At 61.1% G+C, this 19,663-nt stretch carries 22 protein-coding genes; 10 read left to right on the plus strand and 12 right to left on the minus strand.

All coding sequences use genetic code 11. The features are described 5' to 3' along the window. The first annotated feature begins 44 nt into the window (after positions 1-44). Complete coding sequence (locus J3D60_RS20280; RefSeq protein WP_065938019.1) at positions 45-509, plus strand: TIGR02444 family protein; 465 nt, start codon at positions 45-47, stop codon at positions 507-509. Here J3D60_RS20280 and J3D60_RS20285 read toward each other — a convergent pair. Then, a complete protein-coding gene (locus J3D60_RS20285; protein ID WP_253492594.1) occupies positions 506-1,651 on the minus strand; it encodes an AlgP family protein in 1,146 nt (381 codons plus the stop codon). The two genes, J3D60_RS20280 and J3D60_RS20285, sit on opposite strands and share 4 nt — an antisense overlap. Before the next feature lie 192 nt (positions 1,652-1,843). Between J3D60_RS20285 and J3D60_RS20290 the strand changes: the two genes are divergently transcribed. Beyond that, positions 1,844-2,521: an FKBP-type peptidyl-prolyl cis-trans isomerase gene (locus tag J3D60_RS20290; RefSeq protein ID WP_253492598.1), complete on the plus strand. Its 678-nt coding sequence runs from the start codon at positions 1,844-1,846 to the stop codon at positions 2,519-2,521. 53 nt (positions 2,522-2,574) lie between these two features. Here J3D60_RS20290 and J3D60_RS20295 read toward each other — a convergent pair whose 3' ends face one another. From J3D60_RS20295 to J3D60_RS20325, 7 genes are all read right to left on the minus strand, one after another. Continuing rightward, complete coding sequence (locus J3D60_RS20295) at positions 2,575-3,033, minus strand: Rsd/AlgQ family anti-sigma factor (RefSeq protein ID WP_065938016.1); 459 nt, start codon at positions 3,031-3,033, stop codon at positions 2,575-2,577. A gap of 209 nt (positions 3,034-3,242) precedes the next feature. Beyond that, a complete protein-coding gene (locus J3D60_RS20300; RefSeq protein ID WP_065938015.1) occupies positions 3,243-3,764 on the minus strand; it encodes a disulfide bond formation protein B in 522 nt (173 codons plus the stop codon). A 236-nt stretch (positions 3,765-4,000) separates the two neighbouring features. Then, on the minus strand, positions 4,001-5,242 hold the full coding sequence (locus J3D60_RS20305; RefSeq protein WP_065938014.1) for a heme biosynthesis protein HemY: 1,242 nt from the start codon (positions 5,240-5,242) through the stop codon (positions 4,001-4,003). Positions 5,243-5,247: 5 nt separating this feature from the next. Next, complete coding sequence (locus J3D60_RS20310; RefSeq protein WP_065938013.1) at positions 5,248-6,372, minus strand: uroporphyrinogen-III C-methyltransferase; 1,125 nt, start codon at positions 6,370-6,372, stop codon at positions 5,248-5,250. A gap of 18 nt (positions 6,373-6,390) precedes the next feature. After that, complete coding sequence (locus J3D60_RS20315; RefSeq protein WP_253492599.1) at positions 6,391-7,149, minus strand: uroporphyrinogen-III synthase; 759 nt, start codon at positions 7,147-7,149, stop codon at positions 6,391-6,393. After that, positions 7,146-8,087: a hydroxymethylbilane synthase gene (hemC, locus tag J3D60_RS20320; RefSeq protein ID WP_065938011.1), complete on the minus strand. Its 942-nt coding sequence runs from the start codon at positions 8,085-8,087 to the stop codon at positions 7,146-7,148. The genes J3D60_RS20315 and hemC overlap by 4 nt, the downstream gene beginning before the upstream one ends. 137 nt (positions 8,088-8,224) lie before the next feature. Then, positions 8,225-8,971, minus strand: a complete 747-nt coding sequence (locus J3D60_RS20325; protein WP_065926678.1) for a LytTR family DNA-binding domain-containing protein — start codon at positions 8,969-8,971, stop codon at positions 8,225-8,227. 502 nt (positions 8,972-9,473) lie between these two features. Between J3D60_RS20325 and argH the strand changes: the two genes are divergently transcribed. Further along, complete coding sequence (gene argH, locus J3D60_RS20330; protein ID WP_065926679.1) at positions 9,474-10,868, plus strand: argininosuccinate lyase; 1,395 nt, start codon at positions 9,474-9,476, stop codon at positions 10,866-10,868. Positions 10,869-10,905: 37 nt separating this feature from the next. Here argH and J3D60_RS20335 read toward each other — a convergent pair whose 3' ends face one another. Beyond that, positions 10,906-11,565, minus strand: a complete 660-nt coding sequence (locus J3D60_RS20335) for a glutathione S-transferase family protein (RefSeq protein WP_065938010.1) — start codon at positions 11,563-11,565, stop codon at positions 10,906-10,908. A gap of 125 nt (positions 11,566-11,690) precedes the next feature. Here J3D60_RS20335 and J3D60_RS20340 point away from each other — a divergent pair, with 125 nt between their 5' ends. The 3 genes from J3D60_RS20340 to J3D60_RS20350 all read left to right on the plus strand — a co-directional run bounded on the left by J3D60_RS20340 (position 11,691) and on the right by J3D60_RS20350 (position 15,334). Further along, the gene (locus J3D60_RS20340) at positions 11,691-11,975 is read left to right on the plus strand and encodes a hypothetical protein (RefSeq protein ID WP_027608326.1); all 285 of its coding nucleotides are present in this window, start codon (positions 11,691-11,693) and stop codon (positions 11,973-11,975) included. A gap of 95 nt (positions 11,976-12,070) precedes the next feature. Next, positions 12,071-12,325 carry a TIGR02647 family protein gene (locus J3D60_RS20345; RefSeq protein ID WP_027608325.1) on the plus strand — a complete coding sequence of 85 codons (255 nt, stop codon included), beginning with the start codon at positions 12,071-12,073 and terminating at the stop codon, positions 12,323-12,325. Positions 12,326-12,493: 168 nt separating this feature from the next. Continuing rightward, on the plus strand, positions 12,494-15,334 hold the full coding sequence (locus J3D60_RS20350; protein ID WP_253492600.1) for a class I adenylate cyclase: 2,841 nt from the start codon (positions 12,494-12,496) through the stop codon (positions 15,332-15,334). Here J3D60_RS20350 and rnk read toward each other — a convergent pair. The 3 genes from rnk to cyaY all read right to left on the minus strand — a co-directional run bounded on the left by rnk (position 15,331) and on the right by cyaY (position 16,429). Then, positions 15,331-15,744 carry a nucleoside diphosphate kinase regulator gene (rnk, locus tag J3D60_RS20355; RefSeq protein WP_115485496.1) on the minus strand — a complete coding sequence of 138 codons (414 nt, stop codon included), beginning with the start codon at positions 15,742-15,744 and terminating at the stop codon, positions 15,331-15,333. The two genes, J3D60_RS20350 and rnk, sit on opposite strands and share 4 nt — an antisense overlap. Positions 15,745-15,875: 131 nt before the next feature. Continuing rightward, the gene (locus J3D60_RS20360; protein ID WP_253492601.1) at positions 15,876-16,094 is read right to left on the minus strand and encodes a DUF1289 domain-containing protein; all 219 of its coding nucleotides are present in this window, start codon (positions 16,092-16,094) and stop codon (positions 15,876-15,878) included. A 2-nt stretch (positions 16,095-16,096) separates the two neighbouring features. Then, the gene (gene cyaY, locus J3D60_RS20365) at positions 16,097-16,429 is read right to left on the minus strand and encodes an iron donor protein CyaY (RefSeq protein ID WP_253492602.1); all 333 of its coding nucleotides are present in this window, start codon (positions 16,427-16,429) and stop codon (positions 16,097-16,099) included. Positions 16,430-16,667: 238 nt separating this feature from the next. Between cyaY and J3D60_RS20370 the strand changes: the two genes are divergently transcribed. The 4 genes from J3D60_RS20370 to J3D60_RS20385 are packed head-to-tail and all read left to right on the plus strand — an operon-like array spanning position 16,668 to position 19,662. Further along, positions 16,668-16,838, plus strand: coding sequence for a lipoprotein (locus J3D60_RS20370; protein WP_010207449.1), 171 nt, complete (start codon positions 16,668-16,670; stop codon positions 16,836-16,838). Positions 16,839-16,847: 9 nt separating this feature from the next. Further along, on the plus strand, positions 16,848-18,095 hold the full coding sequence (gene lysA / locus J3D60_RS20375) for a diaminopimelate decarboxylase (RefSeq protein ID WP_053127711.1): 1,248 nt from the start codon (positions 16,848-16,850) through the stop codon (positions 18,093-18,095). Positions 18,096-18,098: 3 nt separating this feature from the next. Next, entirely contained in the window at positions 18,099-18,929 is an 831-nt protein-coding gene (gene dapF, locus J3D60_RS20380; RefSeq protein ID WP_253492603.1) for a diaminopimelate epimerase, read from the plus strand. A 13-nt stretch (positions 18,930-18,942) separates the two neighbouring features. After that, a complete protein-coding gene (locus J3D60_RS20385; protein WP_027608318.1) occupies positions 18,943-19,662 on the plus strand; it encodes a DUF484 family protein in 720 nt (239 codons plus the stop codon). The last annotated feature ends 1 nt before the right edge of the window (position 19,663 follow it).

Below are 19,663 nucleotides of genomic sequence, written 5' to 3' on the forward strand. Positions count from 1 at the left end.
GGCGGAGTCTACCAGCTTCGTTGGCCGCTGGCTTGGGTGTGAATATGAACGCTGACCTATGGAGCTTTGCTCTCTCGACTTACGCCCGCCCGGGCGTCGAAGCCGCCTGCCTGCGCTTGCAGGAGCAAGGGGCGGACGTGTGCCTGTTGCTCTGCGGCGCATGGCTGGAACAGCGGGGTGTGGCACTCGAGCCGGAGCGTATGCGCACCCTGCAACAACTGGCGCGACCGTGGCAGGCGCAGGTGATCGAACCCTTGCGGCAGTTGCGGGTGCAATGGCGTGCCATGGTGCAGCAGGATGAGCAACTGGCGGCGCTGCGCGAACGGGTCAAAGCCCTGGAACTGGATGCCGAACGGCAATTGCTGACGCGCCTGGAAGCGTTGACGCAGGCATGGCCGAAAGGGGAGATGACTCAACCGCGGTGGCTGGAAGGACTGGCGGCTGAGGATGCCGCCGACCTTGACCATGACGCGCTGCAGCAGCTGCGCGTCATGGTCACCGGCACTTAGGAAGCGCTGGTTGGGGTGGTGCTTGGCGCTACCGGTGCAGGGGTGCTGCTGGCCGATGCGGTTGGAGCGGTGGTCGCTGCCGGAGTAGCAGCAGGTGCTGCTGGCTTGGCCGGTGCTGGTTTCGCAGCAGCTGGCTTGGCGGCCGGTTTTGCAACTGCAGGTTTGGCAGCCGGCTTGGCGGCTGGTTTTGCAACTGCGGTTTTGGCAGCTGGCTTGGCGGCTGGTTTTGCAGCGGCGGTTTTGGCAACTGGCTTGGCGGCTGGTTTTGCTGCAGCGGTCTTGGCAACTGGCTTCGCAGCTGGTTTTGCTGCAGCGGTCTTGGCAACTGGCTTCGCAGCTGGTTTTGCAGCAGCAGTTTTGGCAGCTGGCTTGGTAGCTGGTTTTGCAGCGGCGGTTTTAGCAGCTGGCTTGGCAGCCGGTTTTGCAGCAGCGGTTTTGGCAACTGGCTTGGCGGCTGGTTTTGCAGCAGCGGTTTTGGCAGCTGGCTTGGCGGCTGGTTTTGCAGCAGCAGTTTTGGCAACCGGCTTGGCGGCTGGTTTTGCAGCAGCAGTTTTGGCAACTGGCTTGGCGGCTGGTTTTGCAGCAGCGGTTTTAGCAGCTGGCTTGGCAGCCGGTTTTGCAGCAGCAGTTTTGGCAACTGGCTTGGCGGCTGGTTTTGCAGCAGCAGTTTTGGCAACTGGCTTCACAGCGGGTTTTGCAACAGTGGCTTTAGCCGCTGGCTTGGCTGGCGCTTTAGCCGGTGCACGGGCACCCAGCACTTTAGCTACGGCTTCCTTCACACGACCAACGCCCTGGGCCAGTTTCAGGCTTTCTTGAGCATCTTTTTTGAGTTGGGAAATGTAGGTGCGGGTTTCAGCTTGACGATCCTTGAGAGCGTCCAGCAGGTCTTCGAGTTCTTTTACCGCGTCTTTGGCTTTGGCTTGTGCCTTGGCCTTGCCGGCAGTGGCGGCGTCTTGAAGTTTGGTGCGGGATTTATGCAGTTTTTCTTGCGCTTTACCGCGTTGTTTTTCCAGCTTGGCGAGCAGTTTTTCTGCATCGGCCAACGCTTGGGAACATGCGCTTTCCAGATGTTCGAGCAAGCTGCCCGACAATTGTTGGAGTAAATGCAACGGGGTATTTACAGGCTTCTGTTTGGCCGACATGGTTTACCTCCTGGCTGACGTGGGTGCGGCTCATACTAGCCCTCTGCTCTTACCGCCGCTAGGGCATGTTGACAGTATCGTTTGCGTTGCGTTGCAACGTGCGAAAATTCTTATCGATATAACGAAAACACACGGCACTTTTTACGTACACGCACTGGCATAATCCGTCGCACTTTCGGCAGGAGAATGCCCATGTCGCGTTACCTTTTCCTTGTGCTGGGCCTGGCGATTTCCGCGGCCAATGCAAGCGAGCAATCACCGTCAAAAACTACGCCCCAAGATCAGCACGATCTCGCCTACAGCCTGGGCGCCAGCCTCGGTGAGCGCCTGCGCCAGGAAGTCCCGAACCTGCAGATCCAGGCCTTGATCGACGGCCTCAAACAAGCCTATCAAGGCAAGCCGCTGGCGTTGGATAACGCGCGCATCGAACAGATTCTTGCCGAGCACGAAGCGCAGACCGAAGCCGATGCCCAAGCGCCTGAAAGTGAAAAGGCACTTGCCGCCGAGCAACAGTTTTTAGCCAAGGAAAAAGCCGCGAAAGGAGTGCGTGGGTTGGCCGATGGCATCCTGCTCACGGAACTGACACCCGGCACGGGTAACAAGCCTGGCGCAAATGATCAGGTCCAGGTGAACTACGTTGGACGATTGCCCGATGGCACGGTTTTCGATCAGAGCACACAACCCCAGTGGTTTCGCCTGGACAGTGTGATCAGCGGCTGGAGCAGCGCATTGCAGCAAATGCCGGTAGGTGCGAAGTGGCGCCTGGTGATTCCATCGGCGCAGGCCTATGGCGCCGACGGTGCTGGAGAGTTGATCCCGCCTAATACGCCATTGGTTTTTGAGATCGAATTGCTAGATACCCGTTCTTAACCCAATAAAAAACGGTGCAACCTGTGCACCGTTCTTTATCGCATCCCCCTCGGTCAGGCCTGGGCGACAGTGTGTTCCTTGTGAGCGTTGTGCAGCACTTCAATCAGGCAGTCTTCCAGCTCGAAACGCTCGTGAAGCAGCACGCCCAACTCTTTGAATTTCTCGGCGACACACTTGCCTTGATCGCACAGGTCGGTAAACGCTAGCAACTTCTCAGTGATCACATCGATACGTGGGTAAAGGGTCTTGGCGAAATCCAGACCGCGCTGGTCTTTGAAGGCTTCCGCCTCCTTGGTTAGCTGGGTGTAAATGCTCAAGTGCCCTGCGGATACGTAATCCACCAACACAACACAGAAATCTTGCAGCGGTTCACGCTTCTGGCTCAATGCTTCGGGCTCGGCACCCAGGTCATCAAAGGCCAGCACCAATTTGCGTCGTGCATCCAGCCATTTGTCGATCAGGGTATGCACCCCACCCCAGCGTTCCCGAGCATTCTTGCAACGTTCCAACATGATGATCTCTCTTCCCTATAGGGGCGCTGCCGCCTGATGCCCGCGCAACACTTCAAGGATAAAACAGCAGCGGGACAAGGCCGCGTCTGACAAACGGTTTCAATAACGCGTGCGGGCCAGATTATGCCCCCATGACTATGGCTTCAAGGTACGCAGGAGAGAAAGTTCATACAAGTGTTTAATCCCGGCCTACAAACTGCGGCCTCCGATCAGCGCCTCGCTGAGCGCAATGGACGGCTCAAAAACAGTCGGAAAAATTGCATGACACCGAGGATCAACATGCTCAGGAAGAACAACAGGCTCCACTCGGGAAGGCTCAGGTCAAATAGCGTCCAGCTTATTTCCATACAATCGACCGTGCCTTTGACCGTCAATTGCAACGCCTGCCACAGCGACAGGTTCTCGAGCATGTGACTGAGACTGGGCCAGCATTCGGCGGCCTGATCGGCTGCGGCATTTTGCAGCAGCACTTGGCGTACTGCGGTGATGGCACCCAGCAACGCACAGACCATGCTCGTAACCCCATATAGGTAAAAAGTGGAACGCCTGGGGTTGTGGATGGCGGCGACCAGATTGATCAGCGTGAAGGCAGCCAAAAAGGCCCTTTGCATCTGGCACAGGAAACAAGGGCGTAACGAGGCACCGAACTCAAGATAGAAGGACGCACCCAACGTCAGCGCACCCGCCATGAACGCAAGGAAAAACAAGGAGCGTGAAGGGGCCAAAGACATGCTTTATCCGCATCGCGAGAGATAGGTCGTTACGTTAGAGGAAAGGCCTGACCCCTTTCAATACGCGCCAGAGCAGACGATTCCGTGAGAACGTAGGGACATCCCGTCAGAGAATGGAAGACTTGAAGCGCATGAACGTAGGAGTTTGCTTCAAAGCCCCTCAGGGCCGGCATACGCTCAGCATTGAAGGGCTGGCCATCAGAAATATCTGAGCCAACCCTAGACTTCTTCCTGCATCAAACTCGGGCAGGAGCTGGCAGCGGAGACGCCAGCAAGCGGTTATCCAATAAGCCCAGGCCTTCCTGGAACAGCTGGTTGCTGCGCTCAGTGTCACCCAACTGGGCCAACAGCCGCGCCAGTTCGGCACAGGCCTCGGGATTACGCTGCACCTGCAGGCTGCTTTCCAGGTAATCCCGCGCCTTGCCCCACAGGCTGTTTTGCAGGCACAGACGACCCAATGTCAACAACAGGCTGGCATCGCCCGGGTGATCCTTGAGCCAGCCTTCGGCAAACTTCAATTGCCGGGCAGGGTCACTGCCGCGCAGCAGGCCGTAGAGACGAATCAGGTGGCTGTCGTAGCCGCGCTTGATGGCACCGCGCAATGCTTCCTCCGCGTTGGCATCGGCGCCCAGTTGACGCAGTTGCTCGGCATAGGCCAGGACCAGTTGCGGCTCCTGGCGCTGGGCGGAAGTCAGTTGTTGCCAGGCCCGCTCAAGAGACTGCAAGCCGGCTTCGCCCTGCTCTTCGCGCTGGGCCGCCAGGCTCAGGTTCTCCCCCCAGGCACGTCGCTCCAGTTCGGCCAATTCGCCGGCGGGCAGTACCTTGTCCTTGCGCAGCTCCGGCAACAGGCGGATCACCGACGACCAGTCGCCACGCTGCTGGTGCAGACGCTGCAATTGGCGCAGCACCTGGCCGTTGTGAGGATGGCGCTCGTGCATGGCCTGCAAGGTGGTAAGGGCGCCATCAGTGTCGCCACGGTCCAATTGCAACTGCGCATGGCTCAAGGCAACCGCCAGCTCGGCCTGGGGCTGACGCTCCAGGGCGCGCTCGAGCAAGCCGTCCGATTCTTCATAACGGCCCTGCTCATTCGCCGCCCGGGCCGCGCCCAGGTAGTACAGCAATGGCTGGCGCTCCGCCTCGGCGGCACGGTGCAGGTGACGTTCGGCACTGGCCCAACGGCCTTCGGCGAGGTCCATCTGGCCCTGTTCGATGGCGATCTGCACACGGCGACTGCGGTTACGTCGCGACCACGGGTTGACCACGCCACCCGAGGTGGTGACCAGGCTCAGCAATACGCGGATCAAGTAGATGGCCAGGCCGAAGACAAACACCGCCACCACGGTAGCCCATAGACTCGACTCGTAGTGCAGCACATGAGGATAGGTAATCAACACATAGCCGGTGTGTTTCGAAATGCCCACAGCCAGTGCCAGGGCGATTGCAATCGCCAGCACCAGGATCACATAGAAACGCTTCATCGGCTCTACTCCTGCTTCGCCGACGTGGCCGCCGGCGTGGCAGCCGCCTTGGCTTCGTCGGCAGATAGATGACGACGTTCGAGGTACGCCTGTACCGCAGCCAGGCTCGCCGCCAGGTCCGGTGTCACCACCGAGACAGCCTTGGGCTCAAGCTCGGCGATACGCGCCAGCATCGCCTTGCTCTGCGGGTTGTCCTGGTTGAAGTTGTCCTGCAACACGCTGCGTGCCTCACCCAGGGAGCGGCTGTACACCGCCGATTCACCATTGAGCGCCGCCCATTGTGCTTGCTCCAAGGCCAGGCTTAGGGCCAGGCGTACCTGGTTCAGGCCTTGACCGGCGAGCAGTGGACGAATGTTGTCGTCGGGGTTGAAGTCGATGCGGAAGTACCGGGAAATCTGCTCCCACCACTGGCTCCAGCGATTGTCCGTATCGGTGCTTGGACGCCCCTGGGATGCGGGTTCAGTCAGTTGGTACTCAGGGGCGATGGCCGCCAGTTGCACGACCTGATCACGCAAGGCTGCCAATTGCAGATACAGCCCGGTGCGATCCGGCTGCTCAGTACTGCGCAACGCAGCAAGGCTCTTGGCCAACTGCTCGCGCGCGGCGTAGGAGCCCGGATCGCTTTGCTCGCGAAGAATCTCATCGGCGCCCTGGACCAACGCCTGGGCGCTGTTGATGTCCTGCAAGGCAGACAAGCGCAAACTCGCCAGGCGAATCAGGTGCTCGGCCTCAGCCAGGCGCCAATCCTTGCGGCTGGCACCCAGCACGGTTTCCAGGCGCTGGCTCAAGCGCTGCTGGTCACCCTGCAACTGGGCCACCAGGCGACGGCGCTCCTCGAGCTCATCCGCACCCGGCAGTTGCGCCAGGCGTGCAGCCAGTTGTTGCTGGCTTTGCTTGAGGGCCTGGGATTGGTCATCCAGGGTCTGCACTTGGCCCAGCTGGTGCTGGCTGCTGGCTTGCAGGGCACGAACCTGCCAGAGACCCCAACCGCCGGCCGCAACACCCGCAGCGCCAAGCAGCAGGGCGACAACTGCCAGGCCATTGCCGCGGCGCGGCGCGGTGACCGGTGACTCAACCGGCGCATCAAGTGCGGGTTGGGTTTCATCTTTAGGCAAGGCTGTTTCGCTCACGTATCCGTCCTTTGCGTATCAGAGAGTGGGAACGGCATGACTCCGTAACGCCACTAACAAAGCCGCGGCACTCGCGCCGCGACAATCCACAACTTTTTCTGCGCCAGCGGCCCGCGCCATCTCGGCGACTCGCGGGCTGGGCACGAACAACGGCAGCTGCGCCACCTGTGGCCAATCGGGTCCGGCCAGGGCCTGCAGGTGCAAAAAACCCTGCCCACTGCTGACCACCAGGCCGTTCAAGCGTTCCAACTGGATGCGCTGGGTCAGTACGCCCGTGTCGTAAGCCGGTAGGAAACGGCGATACAACTCCAGGTAGTCGACACTAGCACCTTGCTCGCGCAAACGCTCAGCCAGCAGCTCCCGCCCCCCCTCGCCGCGCAGGATCAACACCCGCGCACCGGGCCGTGCGATAGCCTCGCGCAACGCAGGCAATTGAAGCAAGGCCTCGCTGTCGTCGCCGGTTTGGGGATAGTGAACGCAAAGGCCGTGATCAGCCAGGACCTGCGCGGTGGCCGCACCGACGCTGAACCACGGCAGTTGCGGCCAGGCTTGATCCAACTGCTGCACGGCAAGCCGCGCGGCCGGCTTGCTCACCACGATCACCGCACAGTAGCGGCCAAGATTACCGAAGACAGCCTGTTGTTCGGGGGTAACGGGTAACGGTTCGGTGTCCAGCAAAGGCAAGCTGCTGCTGAAGATACCGGCTTCGGACAACGCCGCCGCCAGGGCCGCCGATTCCTCGGCAGGCCGTGTCAGCAGCACGCGCCAATCGGTCACTGCGGGCCGGCCTCGCCGTAGACTTTTTGCAGAATGGCGCCAGCGCCCTTGTCCAGCAGCTCTTCAGCCACCTGGACACCCAGGGCGATGGCGTCACGCTGCGGACCACGGATTTCGGCAGTCAGCAGAGTGCCCCCATCCGGATCCCCAACCAGGCCACGCAGCCACAGGTTTTCACCTTCGAGCACGGCGTAGCAGGCGATCGGCACCTGGCAGCCACCGTTGAGGTGCTTGTTCAGGGCGCGCTCGGCCGTGACACGCACTTCGGTCTCATGGTGATCCAGGGGTTTGAGCAGCGCGTGGATTTCACTATCGGCGGTACGGCATTCAATGCCCACGGCGCCTTGCCCGCCAGCAGGCAGGCTGTCTTCGACGCTGATGGCCGAGGTGATACGGTCTTCGAAGCCCAAACGGATCAGGCCGGCGGCGGCGAGGATGATCGCGTCATACTCACCGGCATCCAGCTTGGCCAGGCGGGTGTTGACGTTGCCACGCAGGAAGCGAATCTGCAGGTCCGGACGACGGGTCAACAGTTGTGCCTGGCGACGCAGGCTGGAGGTGCCGACAATGCTGCCCAGAGGCAAATCATCCAAAGACGCAAAGGTATTGGAAACGAAGGCGTCACGCGGGTCTTCACGTTCACAGATGCAAAACAGGCCCAGGCCTTCGGGGAAATCCATGGGCACGTCTTTCATGGAATGCACGGCGATGTCGGCTTCGTTTTCCAGCAGCGCGGTTTCCAGCTCCTTGACGAACAGGCCCTTGCCGCCGATCTTCGACAGCGGCGAGTCGAGCAGCTTGTCGCCGCGACTGACCATGGGCACCAGGGTCACCTTGAGGCCGGGATGGGCCTGCTCAAGGCGTGCTTTGACGTATTCGGCCTGCCACAAGGCCAGGGCGCTTTTACGGGTGGCGATGCGGATTTCGCGAGAGGACATGGATCAATCCGTACTGAATAGATACGGCAGATAATAACAGCTCAGGCAAATACGCTTTGATTTGAATCAGCAAGTGCGGGGCCTCCCTGGCCACGTCGCACCGGGATAATGAATGCAGGCTTGCCAAAACCCTCGGGCTAAAGCTGCTGCATCATCTTGCGCACGCCGGCGACATGGCGACGGCTGACGATCAACGCATCCCCGTTAAGCCCTTTGAGGAATAACTGAAAGTGCCCGAGGGGCGTGCGCTGCAGGCGCTCGATTCGCTCACGGGCCACCAGCGCGTTCCGGTGGATTCGCACGAAGCGGTCACCGAATTCATCCTCAAGGGCCTTGAGCGGCTCATCGAGCAACACTTCGCCAGCCTCATGCCGCAGGGTCACGTACTTGTGATCGGCAATGAAGTAGACCACCTGGTCCAAGGGGATCAACTCGATGCCTTTGCGTGTGCGGGCGCTGATATGGCTGCGCGGCCCGTTGCCGCTTTGGGCGGCCGGCTGGGTCAGGGCAGCGAGTTGGGCGCGATTGGGACGTTCGGCTTTCTTCAGGGCCCTGAGCAAGGCCTCGGCAGTCACTGGCTTGACTACGAAGCTGACACCACTGGCTTCCAGTGTCTGCGCGGCAAACTCTTCTTGAGCGGCGCACAGCACCACGGCAGGTGGCGATTCGCGCTCACTCAGGCGGGCAGCAACTTGCAGGCCATCGAGGCCCGGCATCCGGATATCGAGCAACACCACGTCCGGCTTGAGGCTGTCGATCAACGTCAACGCCTCCTCGCCGCTGGTGGCACTCGGTTCAAGGACTGTATAACCCTCGAGTTCACTGACCAAACGGCTCAGTCGCTCGCGGGCTTGGGGTTCGTCATCAACGATCAGGACATTCATATAGCGCTGGATTCCTGCGTGAGTCTCGCACAAGGATAGCGTAGACAGGTGCGGTGACTTGCGTCACAGCGATCCACGCTAAGACTAGCGCGAGCGGCAAAAAGTGCCCTGACAGCGGCACCCATATTTACCCGGACCTGTTCAATAGCGCCCAAGACCTGCTGCCTTCGGGCATCGTCGTAGGGTTTGCTGATACACAATCCGAATACCCCCCTTTTAAATGGATAGTCAGGCTCTGACCGCATTACCCGACTTTGGTGCATTCACACACTATCAGTCCAACTGTAGACGCTCGCCGAGACGATATTGCTCAATCGTCAAATATCGTATCAATAAGCAGCTGCCTCCAGTCTCGTCCCGGACGCGGTCGGCGGCAAGGCACTTAGCCATCCTTTGCACAAATAAAAATGCCGACGACCCGCAGCACCGCCTCCAAGGGCAACCCTGTTATTATCGCCGCCACACTTTCATGCCTCTTAATAAGCAGACCACGAGCGAACCCATGAGCACCGACAAGACCAACCAGTCCTGGGGCGGCCGCTTCAGTGAACCCGTCGACGCCTTCGTCGCCCGCTTCACCGCCTCCGTCACCTTTGACCAGCGCCTGTACCGCCACGACATCATGGGCTCCATCGCCCACGCGACGATGCTGGCCAAGGTCGGCGTGCTGACCGACGCCGAGCGCGACAGCATCATCGATGGCCTGACCACCATCCGCGGTGAGATCGAAGCCGGTACGTTCGACTGGCGTGTCGACCTGGAAGACGTGCACATGAACATCGAGGCGCGCCTCACCGACCGTATCGGTGTGACCGGCAAGAAACTGCACACCGGTCGCAGCCGTAACGACCAGGTGGCCACCGACATCCGCCTGTGGCTGCGCGATGAAATCGACCTGATCCTGGCCGAAATCACCCGCTTGCAGAAAGGCTTGCTGGAGCAGGCCGAGCGTGAGGCGGACACCATCATGCCTGGCTTCACCCACCTGCAAACCGCACAACCCGTGACCTTCGGCCACCACCTGCTGGCCTGGTTCGAAATGCTCAGCCGCGACTACGAGCGCCTGGTGGATTGCCGCAAGCGCGCCAATCGCATGCCGCTCGGCAGCGCTGCCCTGGCCGGCACCACTTACCCGATCGACCGCGAATACACCGCGCAGCTGCTGGGCTTCGATGCCGTCGGCGGCAACTCCCTGGACGGCGTGTCGGACCGCGACTTCGCCATCGAATTCTGCGCCGCCGCCAGCATCGCGATGATGCACCTGTCGCGTTTCTCCGAAGAGCTGGTGCTGTGGACCAGTGCGCAATTCCAGTTCATCGACCTGCCGGACCGCTTCTGCACCGGCAGCTCGATCATGCCGCAAAAGAAAAACCCCGACGTGCCCGAACTGGTGCGGGGCAAGAGCGGCCGTGTATTCGGCGCACTGATGGGCCTGCTGACCCTGATGAAAGGCCAGCCTTTGGCCTACAACAAGGACAACCAGGAAGACAAGGAACCGCTGTTCGACGCCGCCGACACCCTGCGCGACTCGCTGCGCGCGTTTGCCGACATGATCCCGGCGATCAAGCCCAAGCACGCGATCATGCGTGAAGCGGCCCTGCGCGGTTTCTCCACGGCGACTGACCTGGCGGACTACCTGGTACGCCGTGGCCTGCCGTTCCGCGACTGCCACGAGATCGTTGGCCATGCGGTGAAATACGGCGTCGACACCGGCAAGGACCTGGCGGAAATGAGCCTGGAAGAGCTGCGCCAGTTCAGTGACCAGATCGAACAGGACGTGTTTGCCGTGTTGACCCTGGAAGGCTCGGTGAATGCCCGTAACCACGTGGGCGGTACCGCGCCGGCACAGGTGAAGGCTGCGGTCGCTCGCGGCCAGGCCCTGCTCGCCAGCCGCTGAAAGAGGTGGGAGGGGGGCAACCCTCTCCCACATTTGATCACTTTTTGGCCGCAACCATCGCCATGAACGCCGGCATCGCGGCCTCCCTGTCCGCCGCCACCTTCTGCGCATTAGGCATGGCATGCAGTCGCTCCAGCAACACTCTGGCCGCCGGCAATTCAGCCAACAGGTCCAGGCCAAACAGCTTCTCGCCCACCGCACAGGCGAGGTTCACGCTGTACATGAAATACAGATCCGCAATCGTAAAGCCCTCCCCCGCCACATAAGGCGCGAACTTGCCGTGACGGCCTAAAGAGCCGATCCCCAGCAGCAACTCAGCCCTGGATTTCTCCTTGATCGCCTCCGGCACCGGCATACCGAAAAACGCCTCGGCAAAACACGCGCGGGCGGGCAATTCGATGTACAGCTCGATTTCCCTGCACAATGCCAGCACTTGGGCACGCTGGAACGGGTCGGCCGGCAACAGCGACGGGCCTTCCTGGGAGTGCTCGATGTATTCGAGGATCACACTGGTTTCGTTGATAAACCCCTGCTTCACGCCCAGCACCGGCACCTTGCCACGCGGGCTGACCGCCAGGGCCTCAGGGGTTTGCCCGGCATAAAAGGGCACCTCCTCAAAAGCCAGGCCTTTCTCCAGCAGTGCCAGTTTCACCATGTTGTAGTAGTTGCTGACCGAGAATCCGTAAAGCTTGAGCATCGCAAAGCCTCCAGGCCGTGTGCGGGGTTGGCTGCAGGAGTTATAGATCCCCGGGGCCAGCCTGACCAGCAGCATCACCTGCCTGAATGGGGGTAGACTGGCGCCCTTTCCTTGAGGAGCCTGCCATGAGCGAGCCGACCGATATCGACAGCGACGAAGAAGCGTTCACCGAAAACACCTTGATCGAAGCGATCGAAAACCAGATCGAAAGCGACAATCCGCCTGCCGCCAAGGCCACGTTCAATAAGCTGACCCTGGTGGGCTATGAGCGTGAAGAGATCCTGAATCTCATGGCTCACGTGTTGGCTTTCGAAATCGACGCGATGCTGGATGAGGACCGCGCCTTCAATACCGAATGGTATGAAACAGCGCTGCGGGCACTGCCTGAGCTGCCGCCCGAAAAGGAATAATCCCGGCACACCGCAACACGCTGGACAGTTCGGCAAAGTGCGTTCACCTTATGGCCTGCTAGCCTCTAATAAATTTTAGAAAGTCTGGAGTCCTTATGTCGTATACCCCTGAGTTGGTTGCCGAACTGGAAATCCTTGTACTCTTCCCCTTGGACAGCACCAAGGAAGGTCTGAAAGTCCATCAGACCGCTGCTCCCTCTGCCATCGCCGCTGCCAAGCGTCTCCATGCGAAAGGGCTTATCGACCAACCGGACGGAGGCTACCTGACCAGCCTTGGCCGGGACGCTGCAGAGCAGGCCCAAACCCTGCTGACCATCCTGAGCACCGCCAACACCAAAGAAGCCGCCTGATACCGTATACCGCCCATGGAGTCCGCCTCTCGCGGATTCCGAGGGCGCTGCTGTGGAATGGCCCGATTATTGACGTCAAAAACCATTTCCCTCTAAACCTCCTACGCGACTGGCTGTAAACTCCCACATGGCCGCCCGCGTCGGGCCCTGCGAGCCACCGAGTTCGACATGACCCGCACCCATGAAATCCGCCCTGACCTGGACGAAGGCATCGACCGCAAGGTGCTGGCCCAATTGCGCGCGCGCTTCATGGCTCTCAATGAAGGTCGCATGGCTCGTGCCATCGAAGGGCTGACGCCGCGCCAGCAAAGCGTACTGACCCTGCTGCCGCTGTTTTTTCACGTCAATCATCCACTGTTGCCGGGTTATGTATCGGGCAGTACACCGGCCGGGCTGTCGAATTTCGAGCCCGACGCCCAGGCACTCACGGAAGCCCAGCGCCTGACCCGCTCGTTCTCCTACAAGCCGCGCCCGGTCAATCAACCCAAGCCGATCCACGGCCTGTTCCTGATGGGCAGCCTCGGCACCCTCGCCCAGGCCGACCAGAGCGACATGGATGTGTGGGTGTGCCACGCCCCCGACCTGGGCGAAAACGAGCTCGCCGAGCTGCGCAAAAAATGCCAACTGCTGGAAGCCTGGGCCCTGGGCATGGGCGCAGAAGCGCACTTCTTCCTGATCGAGCCGACTCGCTTTGTGCTTGGCGAGCGCGATACCCAACTCAGCTCCGACGACTGCGGCACGACCCAGCACTACCTGTTGTTGGACGAGTTCTACCGCACAGCGATCTGGCTGGCCGGGCGTACGCCGATCTGGTGGCTGGTGCCGGTGTATGAAGAGACCCGCTATGCGGAGTTCACCCACACGCTGCTCTCCAAGCGTTTTATCCGCGCCGATGAAACCCTCGACCTCGGCCACCTGGCGCGTATCCCTCCCGGTGAATTCATCGGTGCCGGCCTGTGGCAACTGTTCAAGGGCATCGAGTCGCCCTACAAGTCGGTACTCAAGCTGTTATTGACCGAGGTCTACGCCAGCGAACACCCGAACGTGCACTGCCTGAGCCTGCGCTTCAAGCGCGCGGTGTTCGCCAACCACATGGACCTGGATGAGCTGGACCCGTACATCGTGGTGTACCGCCGTATCGAGGAATACCTCAAGGCACGCAACGAACCGGAGCGCCTGGAGCTGGTGCGTCGTGCCCTGTACCTGAAGGTCAACCGCAAGCTCAGCACGGGCCAGCGCGCCACCGGCTGGCAACGCCTGCTGCTGGAGCGCCTGGCCCACGAGTGGGGCTGGGACCAACGCCAACTGGCGCTGCTGGACAGCCGCAGCCAGTGGAAAGTGCGGCAGGTGGCCTCCGAGCGCCGCGCCCTGGTCAGCGAGCTGAACTACAGCTATCGCTTCCTGACCCAGTTCGCCCGGACCGAACAGACGGTCAGCCTGATCAACAAGCGCGACCTCAATGTGCTGGGGCGGCGCCTCTATGCCGCCTTTGAACGCAAGGCCGGCAAGGTTGAATTCATCAACCCCGGCATCGCCCCGGACCTGGCCGAAGACACCCTGACCCTGGTGCAATCGCCCAACCGCAAGGAGCCCGGCCAGCACCACTGGGGCCTGTACAACGGTAACCTCACGGCCCTGGAATGGGAGCACTTCGCGCCGATCAAGCGCAGCCGCGACCTGTTGGAAATGCTCACCTGGTGCCACCGCAACGGCGTCATCGACAGCAGCACGCGCCTGGCGCTGCACCCCGGCACCAGCGACATGACCGAGTTCGAGCTGTTCAACCTGCTGGGCAGCCTGCAGCAGGCTATCGCCCTGCCCCTGGCCAGCGTTGATGAAGCGCGCCTGCTGCGCTCGGCGGTGCCCGAGGAAGTGTTGCTGCTGATCAACGTCGGCGTCGACCCACTCAAGCATCATCGCGACCTGAATATCCTGATGACCACCGAGCGCACCGACTCCCTGAGTTATGCCGGTGTGCGCGACAACCTGGTACTGACCCTGGACCAGGTCACGCTCAACAGTTGGAACGAGGTGATGGTGAGCCGCTACGACGGCCCCCATGCGCTGCTCGACTGCCTGCGCGACTACCTCAACCAATTGCCGCCGGATCATCTGCCTCGGCTGCGGGTGCGCTGCTTCTGCCACAACCGTGCGCAGTTCATTGCCCAGCGCGTGGAAGAAATCTTCAATACCGCGCAGCACCTGTTGCTGGGACAGGGCAATCACCGCTACGTGCTCCAGGTGCAGCAGCACTATCACGTGATGGAGTTGATGCCGGGCCAGGCCACCCACGTCTCACTGGCGACCCAGGATGCGCTGGTGGCCTACCTCAGCGAAGAACTGGCCAGCTACAGCCCGCTGCATCTGGACGCCATGGCCCTGGAAGACCACGACCTGGCGCTGTTGCTGCCCATGGGCATGGCCGATTGCGTACAGGTGTTCTACCGGGTCAACGAAGGCTTCGCCGAGCTGTATGTGCTGGATGAATTCAACGCGCTCTGGCAGCAACGCTTGCCGTTTCATGATGAGCAGAGCCTGTTGGCGCCGTTGCAGCGCTTTTTGCAGTCGATCATCTATCGCCGGGAAGCACTGTCGCCCCTGGACACGCAACAACCGTTGGGTGAGGTGCAAATCTTGTACTACCAACTGCTGCCGTCAGGCAGCACGCGCGCGCGCGGGGTGGAGTCGCGGCCGGCCCCGCAGAACCCTGCCGACAAACCGTTTTATGACGTGCAGGCGATTATCGGCAAGGCGGCACCGGGCCAGGTGGGCATTACCTTGTACTGCAATCAGCGGGAGTTTTCCGAATTGGAATTCGGCGACCAGTTATTTGCCGTGGTCGCCCAGGAGATCGTCGGTCAACGCCGGGAAACCGAACGCTATCGCTGCTACATCACCGACCTCGACCTGTCGGGCCTGCTCGGTGATGTGCAAAGCCCGAGCAACCTGTACCTGCGCTACAAGGCCGAGCTGGAACAGGCACTCAATGCGGCGTTGAATCAGGTTTAGAGCGGGAAGGCACCGCCGTCTTTGGGCTGGCCTTCAACACTGAGCAGTTCAAGCTTGAGGGTCTTGCCGCCGGGTGCTGGCCAATCAATGTGTTGACCCACCTGCAAGCCGAGCAAGGCACTGCCCACCGGGGCCAGGATCGAGATCTTGCCTGCATCGGCATTTGCATCCTTCGGATAGACCAGGGTCAGGTGGTAGTCCTTGCCGCTGCCTTGCTCACGGCAATGCACGCTGGAGTTCATGGTCACGACACCCGCAGGTACTTCATCGTGACCAACCACGTCGTCGGCGCGGTCGAGTTCGGCTTGCAACGCTTCGACGCCGGGAGACTCGTCGCCCAAGCGGTCGATCAGTTGCTCCAGACGCTGCACGTCAAGACGGGTAAGAATGATGGAAGGTGCGGTGGTCATGATTCAGGCAGACTCCTTTTTTCTGCACAAAAAAGCAAAACCCCGCCAGGAAAAGGCGGGGTTCTCACGGGCCTCGATGAGTTGAGGCGTATCCGGACACTACCACAGCACCGTAAATAAACAAGACGAGCTCAAAGCGCGGCCTTGCGTTGCTCGGCCTGGGCCACGATCACTCGACGCCGCTGATCATCGGCGGAGCGCCATTCACGGATGTCTTCCACATGACGGAAGCAGCCGAGGCAGACTTTTTGCTCGTCCAGGCGACACAAACTGATACAAGGTGACGGCACCGCCGGGCTGACATTACTGAACAGCGGCTTGGGGGGGCGTGCGGGTGCAGGCTGGGTCACGGTCAAATCTCGTCGAAATCCAGCTCGGCGCCGGTATATTCGTGGACCAGGAGCGCGAGCATCTCGCCCAGCAACTCCTCACTTTTGTCGCACTGCCATTTGCCGCTTTCTTCGTCGTAGTCGAAGTGAACGCCCCCGGAGCGCGCCGCCAGCCACAGCTGACGCAGCGGTTCCTGACGGCTGAAGATCAGTTGCTGGCCGCTCTCGAACTTGACGGTCAACACCCCGGCCGAGTTTTCCAGATCCACATCCAGGTCGCTGTCGTCGAAAATATCTTCCAGCTTCTCTTGGGTGGCATCCACCAGGTCGTGAAAACGGGCTTCGGTCAAACTCATTGTGGCAACCTCGAAAGTGTCTGGTTTTGCCCAAGCGCCGCACGATACGGACGAGCCCCGCCGATTGCAAAGGATACCGATTTCAACACGATTGACGGCGTGAAATATCCTCAACCAGCGTAGTCCGCTTCCCGACCATCTCGGCAAACCCCCGCCGGACGGGTATTTCAGCGCATAGGCAAGCTGGCGGGTGGTCGGTATACTCGGGCGCAATTAATGCATATTCAAGGATTTCGCCATGAAGCGCCTGATCTCTTCCCTTGCTGCGCTCGTCGCGGTCGCTTGCCTCGTTAGTGCCTGTGGTCAAAAAGGCCCGCTGTACCTGCCCGATGACAGCAAAGACCCGAATGAACAGGCGCAATCGTCGCAAAAGCCCTCCAAAGCGCATAAGCACGACACCTACGAATAAGGGAGCTCCATGGACGCTTTTAACTACCGGGACGGCGAGCTGTTCGCGGAAGGCGTGGCGTTGTCCGCGATTGCCCAGCGCTTTGGGACCCCGACCTACGTGTACTCCCGTGCGCATATCGAAGCCCAATACCGCTCGTTCACCGACCCGCTCGATGGCGTACCGCACCTGGTGTGCTACGCAGTCAAGGCCAACTCCAACCTGGGTGTACTGAATGTCCTGGCGCGTCTGGGCGCCGGTTTCGACATTGTCTCCCGTGGCGAGCTGGAACGGGTCCTGGCCGCCGGCGGCCAGGCCGACAAGATCGTGTTCTCCGGCGTCGGCAAGAGCCGCGAGGACATGCGCCGGGCCCTGGAAGTCGGCGTACATTGCTTCAACGTCGAATCCACCGACGAGCTGGAACGCCTGCAAGTCGTCGCGGCCGAGATGGGTGTTCGTGCGCCGATCTCACTGCGCGTCAACCCGGACGTCGATGCCGGCACCCACCCGTACATTTCCACCGGTCTCAAAGAGAACAAGTTCGGCATCGCCATTGCCGACGCCGAAGACGTGTACATCCGCGCCGCCCAGTTGCCGAACCTGGAAGTGCTGGGTGTCGACTGCCATATCGGCTCGCAACTGACCACACTGCCGCCGTTCCTGGATGCCCTCGACCGCCTGCTGGCATTGATCGACCGCCTGGGCGAATGCGGCATCTACCTGCACCACATCGATCTCGGTGGTGGCGTGGGCGTGCGTTATCGCGATGAAGAGCCACCGGCGATCGCCGACTATATCCAGGCCGTGCGCGAGCGTATCGAAGGCCGCGACCTGACGCTGATGTTCGAGCCGGGGCGCTATATCGTCGCCAACGCCGGCGTGCTGCTGACCCAGGTCGAGTACCTCAAGCACACCGAGCACAAGGATTTCGCCATCGTCGATGCGGCGATGAACGACCTGATCCGCCCGGCGCTGTATCAGGCCTGGATGAATGTCACCGCCGTGACGCCTCGTGACACCCAAGCCCGCGCGTACGACATTGTCGGCCCTATCTGTGAGACCGGCGACTTCCTGGCCAAGGATCGTCAACTGGCCCTGGAAGAAGGCGACCTGCTGGCCGTGCATTCGGCCGGTGCCTACGGGTTTGTCATGAGTTCCAACTACAACACCCGCGGACGTACCGCCGAGGTGTTGGTGGACGGTGATCAAGCGTTTGAAGTGCGTCGCCGCGAGACGGTAGCCGAGTTGTATGCTGGCGAAAGCCTGCTGCCGGAGTAAGCCATGCTGCTGCGTTTTACCAAGATGCACGGGCTGGGCAATGATTTCATGGTCCTCGACCTGGTCAGCCAGCACGCACACATCCTGCCCAAGCACGCTAAACAGTGGGGCGACCGGCATACCGGGATTGGCTTCGACCAATTGCTGATCGTCGAGGCGCCAAGCAACCCGGAGGTGGATTTCCGTTACCGGATCTTCAACTCCGACGGTTCCGAAGTGGAACAGTGCGGCAACGGTGCGCGCTGCTTTGCACGCTTTGTGCTCGACAAGCGCCTGACCGCCAAGCGGCAGATTCGCGTCGAGACCAAGAGCGGCGTGATCGAGCTGGATATCCGCAGCGACGGCCAGATCAGCGTCAACATGGGTGCGCCGCGCCTGGTGCCGGCGGATATTCCGTTCCAGGCGACCGAGCAGGCCACCAGCTACCCGCTGGACGTTGACGGCCAGACCGTCGACATCGCTGCCGTGTCCATGGGCAACCCCCATGCGGTGCTACGGGTCAACGACATCAACACTGCCCCCGTGCATGAACTGGGGCCGAAAATCGAACACCACCCGCGTTTTCCGGCGCGGGTCAATGTGGGTTTCCTGCAGGTGATCGACCGTTCCCGCGCGCAATTGCGCGTGTGGGAACGCGGCGCCGGCGAAACCCAGGCCTGCGGTACCGGTGCTTGCGCCGCTGCCGTGGCCGCGATCAGCCAGGGGTGGATGGATTCGCCCCTGTTGATCGACCTGCCCGGTGGACGCCTGTCCATCGAGTGGGCAGGCCCTGGCCACCCGGTGATGATGACCGGGCCGGCCTCGCGCGTATACGAAGGACAGGTCCGTCTATGAGTGAGCCAAGCCAATGACCGATAAGCCTCAAGTACCCGCACAAGCAACAACCCCGAGCGAAAGTCTGGAGGCCGCTGCCGTCGCGGCGTACCTTGAGGCTAATCCGGACTTCTTCGTCGAACACGAAGAACTGCTCCCGGCCCTGCGCATCCCCCACCAGCGCGGCGACACCGTGTCGTTGGTGGAGCGACAGATGAAGATCCTGCGCGAGCGCAATATCGAAATGCGCCACAAGCTCTCGCACCTGATGGATGTCGCCCGCGACAACGACCGTCTGTTCGAGAAAACCCGCCGCCTGATTCTTACCCTGATGGACGCCACCAGCCTGGAAGAAACGGTCATCGCCGTGGAAGACAGCCTGCGCCAGGACTTCCAGGTGCCGTTTGTCAGCCTGATCCTGTTCAGCGACAACCCGATGCCGGTGGGTCGCTGGGTCAGTGGCGGCGACGCGCAAACCGCGATCGGCGGCCTGCTTTCCGAAGGCAAGACCATCAGCGGCACCCTGCGCGAGCACGAACTGGACTTCCTGTTCGGCGCCGAACAGCGCAAGCAGATCGGCTCTACCGCCGTCGTCGCCCTCAGCCATCAAGGCCTGCACGGCGTACTGGCCATCGCCAGCCGCGATCCCGCGCACTACAAGAGCTCGGTGGGCACTTTGTTCCTCACCTATATCGCCGAAGTACTGGGCCGCGTCCTTCCGCGCCACACCACCGCCCTGCGCGCGGTGCGCTAGC

The organism is Pseudomonas sp. S3E17 (assembly GCF_024168685.1).
In the GTDB taxonomy this organism is placed as follows: Bacteria; Pseudomonadota; Gammaproteobacteria; order Pseudomonadales; family Pseudomonadaceae; genus Aquipseudomonas; species Aquipseudomonas marginalis.

What these genes read in the sequence shown, in the direction of transcription:
- J3D60_RS20280 (WP_065938019.1), top strand. Translation starts at nt 45, where the DNA reads ATGAACGCTGACCTATGGAGCTTTGCTCTCTCGACTTACGCCCGCCCG.
- J3D60_RS20285 (WP_253492594.1), bottom strand. Translation starts at nt 1,651, where the DNA reads ATGTCGGCCAAACAGAAGCCTGTAAATACCCCGTTGCATTTACTCCAA.
- J3D60_RS20290 (WP_253492598.1), top strand. Translation starts at nt 1,844, where the DNA reads ATGTCGCGTTACCTTTTCCTTGTGCTGGGCCTGGCGATTTCCGCGGCC.
- J3D60_RS20295 (WP_065938016.1), bottom strand. Translation starts at nt 3,033, where the DNA reads ATGTTGGAACGTTGCAAGAATGCTCGGGAACGCTGGGGTGGGGTGCAT.
- J3D60_RS20300 (WP_065938015.1), bottom strand. Translation starts at nt 3,764, where the DNA reads ATGTCTTTGGCCCCTTCACGCTCCTTGTTTTTCCTTGCGTTCATGGCG.
- J3D60_RS20305 (WP_065938014.1), bottom strand. Translation starts at nt 5,242, where the DNA reads ATGAAGCGTTTCTATGTGATCCTGGTGCTGGCGATTGCAATCGCCCTG.
- hemC (WP_065938011.1), bottom strand. Translation starts at nt 8,087, where the DNA reads ATGTCCTCTCGCGAAATCCGCATCGCCACCCGTAAAAGCGCCCTGGCC.
- J3D60_RS20325 (WP_065926678.1), bottom strand. Translation starts at nt 8,971, where the DNA reads ATGAATGTCCTGATCGTTGATGACGAACCCCAAGCCCGCGAGCGACTG.
- argH (WP_065926679.1), top strand. Translation starts at nt 9,474, where the DNA reads ATGAGCACCGACAAGACCAACCAGTCCTGGGGCGGCCGCTTCAGTGAA.
- J3D60_RS20335 (WP_065938010.1), bottom strand. Translation starts at nt 11,565, where the DNA reads ATGCTCAAGCTTTACGGATTCTCGGTCAGCAACTACTACAACATGGTG.
- J3D60_RS20340 (WP_027608326.1), top strand. Translation starts at nt 11,691, where the DNA reads ATGAGCGAGCCGACCGATATCGACAGCGACGAAGAAGCGTTCACCGAA.
- J3D60_RS20345 (WP_027608325.1), top strand. Translation starts at nt 12,071, where the DNA reads ATGTCGTATACCCCTGAGTTGGTTGCCGAACTGGAAATCCTTGTACTC.
- J3D60_RS20350 (WP_253492600.1), top strand. Translation starts at nt 12,494, where the DNA reads ATGACCCGCACCCATGAAATCCGCCCTGACCTGGACGAAGGCATCGAC.
- rnk (WP_115485496.1), bottom strand. Translation starts at nt 15,744, where the DNA reads ATGACCACCGCACCTTCCATCATTCTTACCCGTCTTGACGTGCAGCGT.
- cyaY (WP_253492602.1), bottom strand. Translation starts at nt 16,429, where the DNA reads ATGAGTTTGACCGAAGCCCGTTTTCACGACCTGGTGGATGCCACCCAA.
- J3D60_RS20370 (WP_010207449.1), top strand. Translation starts at nt 16,668, where the DNA reads ATGAAGCGCCTGATCTCTTCCCTTGCTGCGCTCGTCGCGGTCGCTTGC.
- lysA (WP_053127711.1), top strand. Translation starts at nt 16,848, where the DNA reads ATGGACGCTTTTAACTACCGGGACGGCGAGCTGTTCGCGGAAGGCGTG.
- dapF (WP_253492603.1), top strand. Translation starts at nt 18,099, where the DNA reads ATGCTGCTGCGTTTTACCAAGATGCACGGGCTGGGCAATGATTTCATG.
- J3D60_RS20385 (WP_027608318.1), top strand. Translation starts at nt 18,943, where the DNA reads ATGACCGATAAGCCTCAAGTACCCGCACAAGCAACAACCCCGAGCGAA.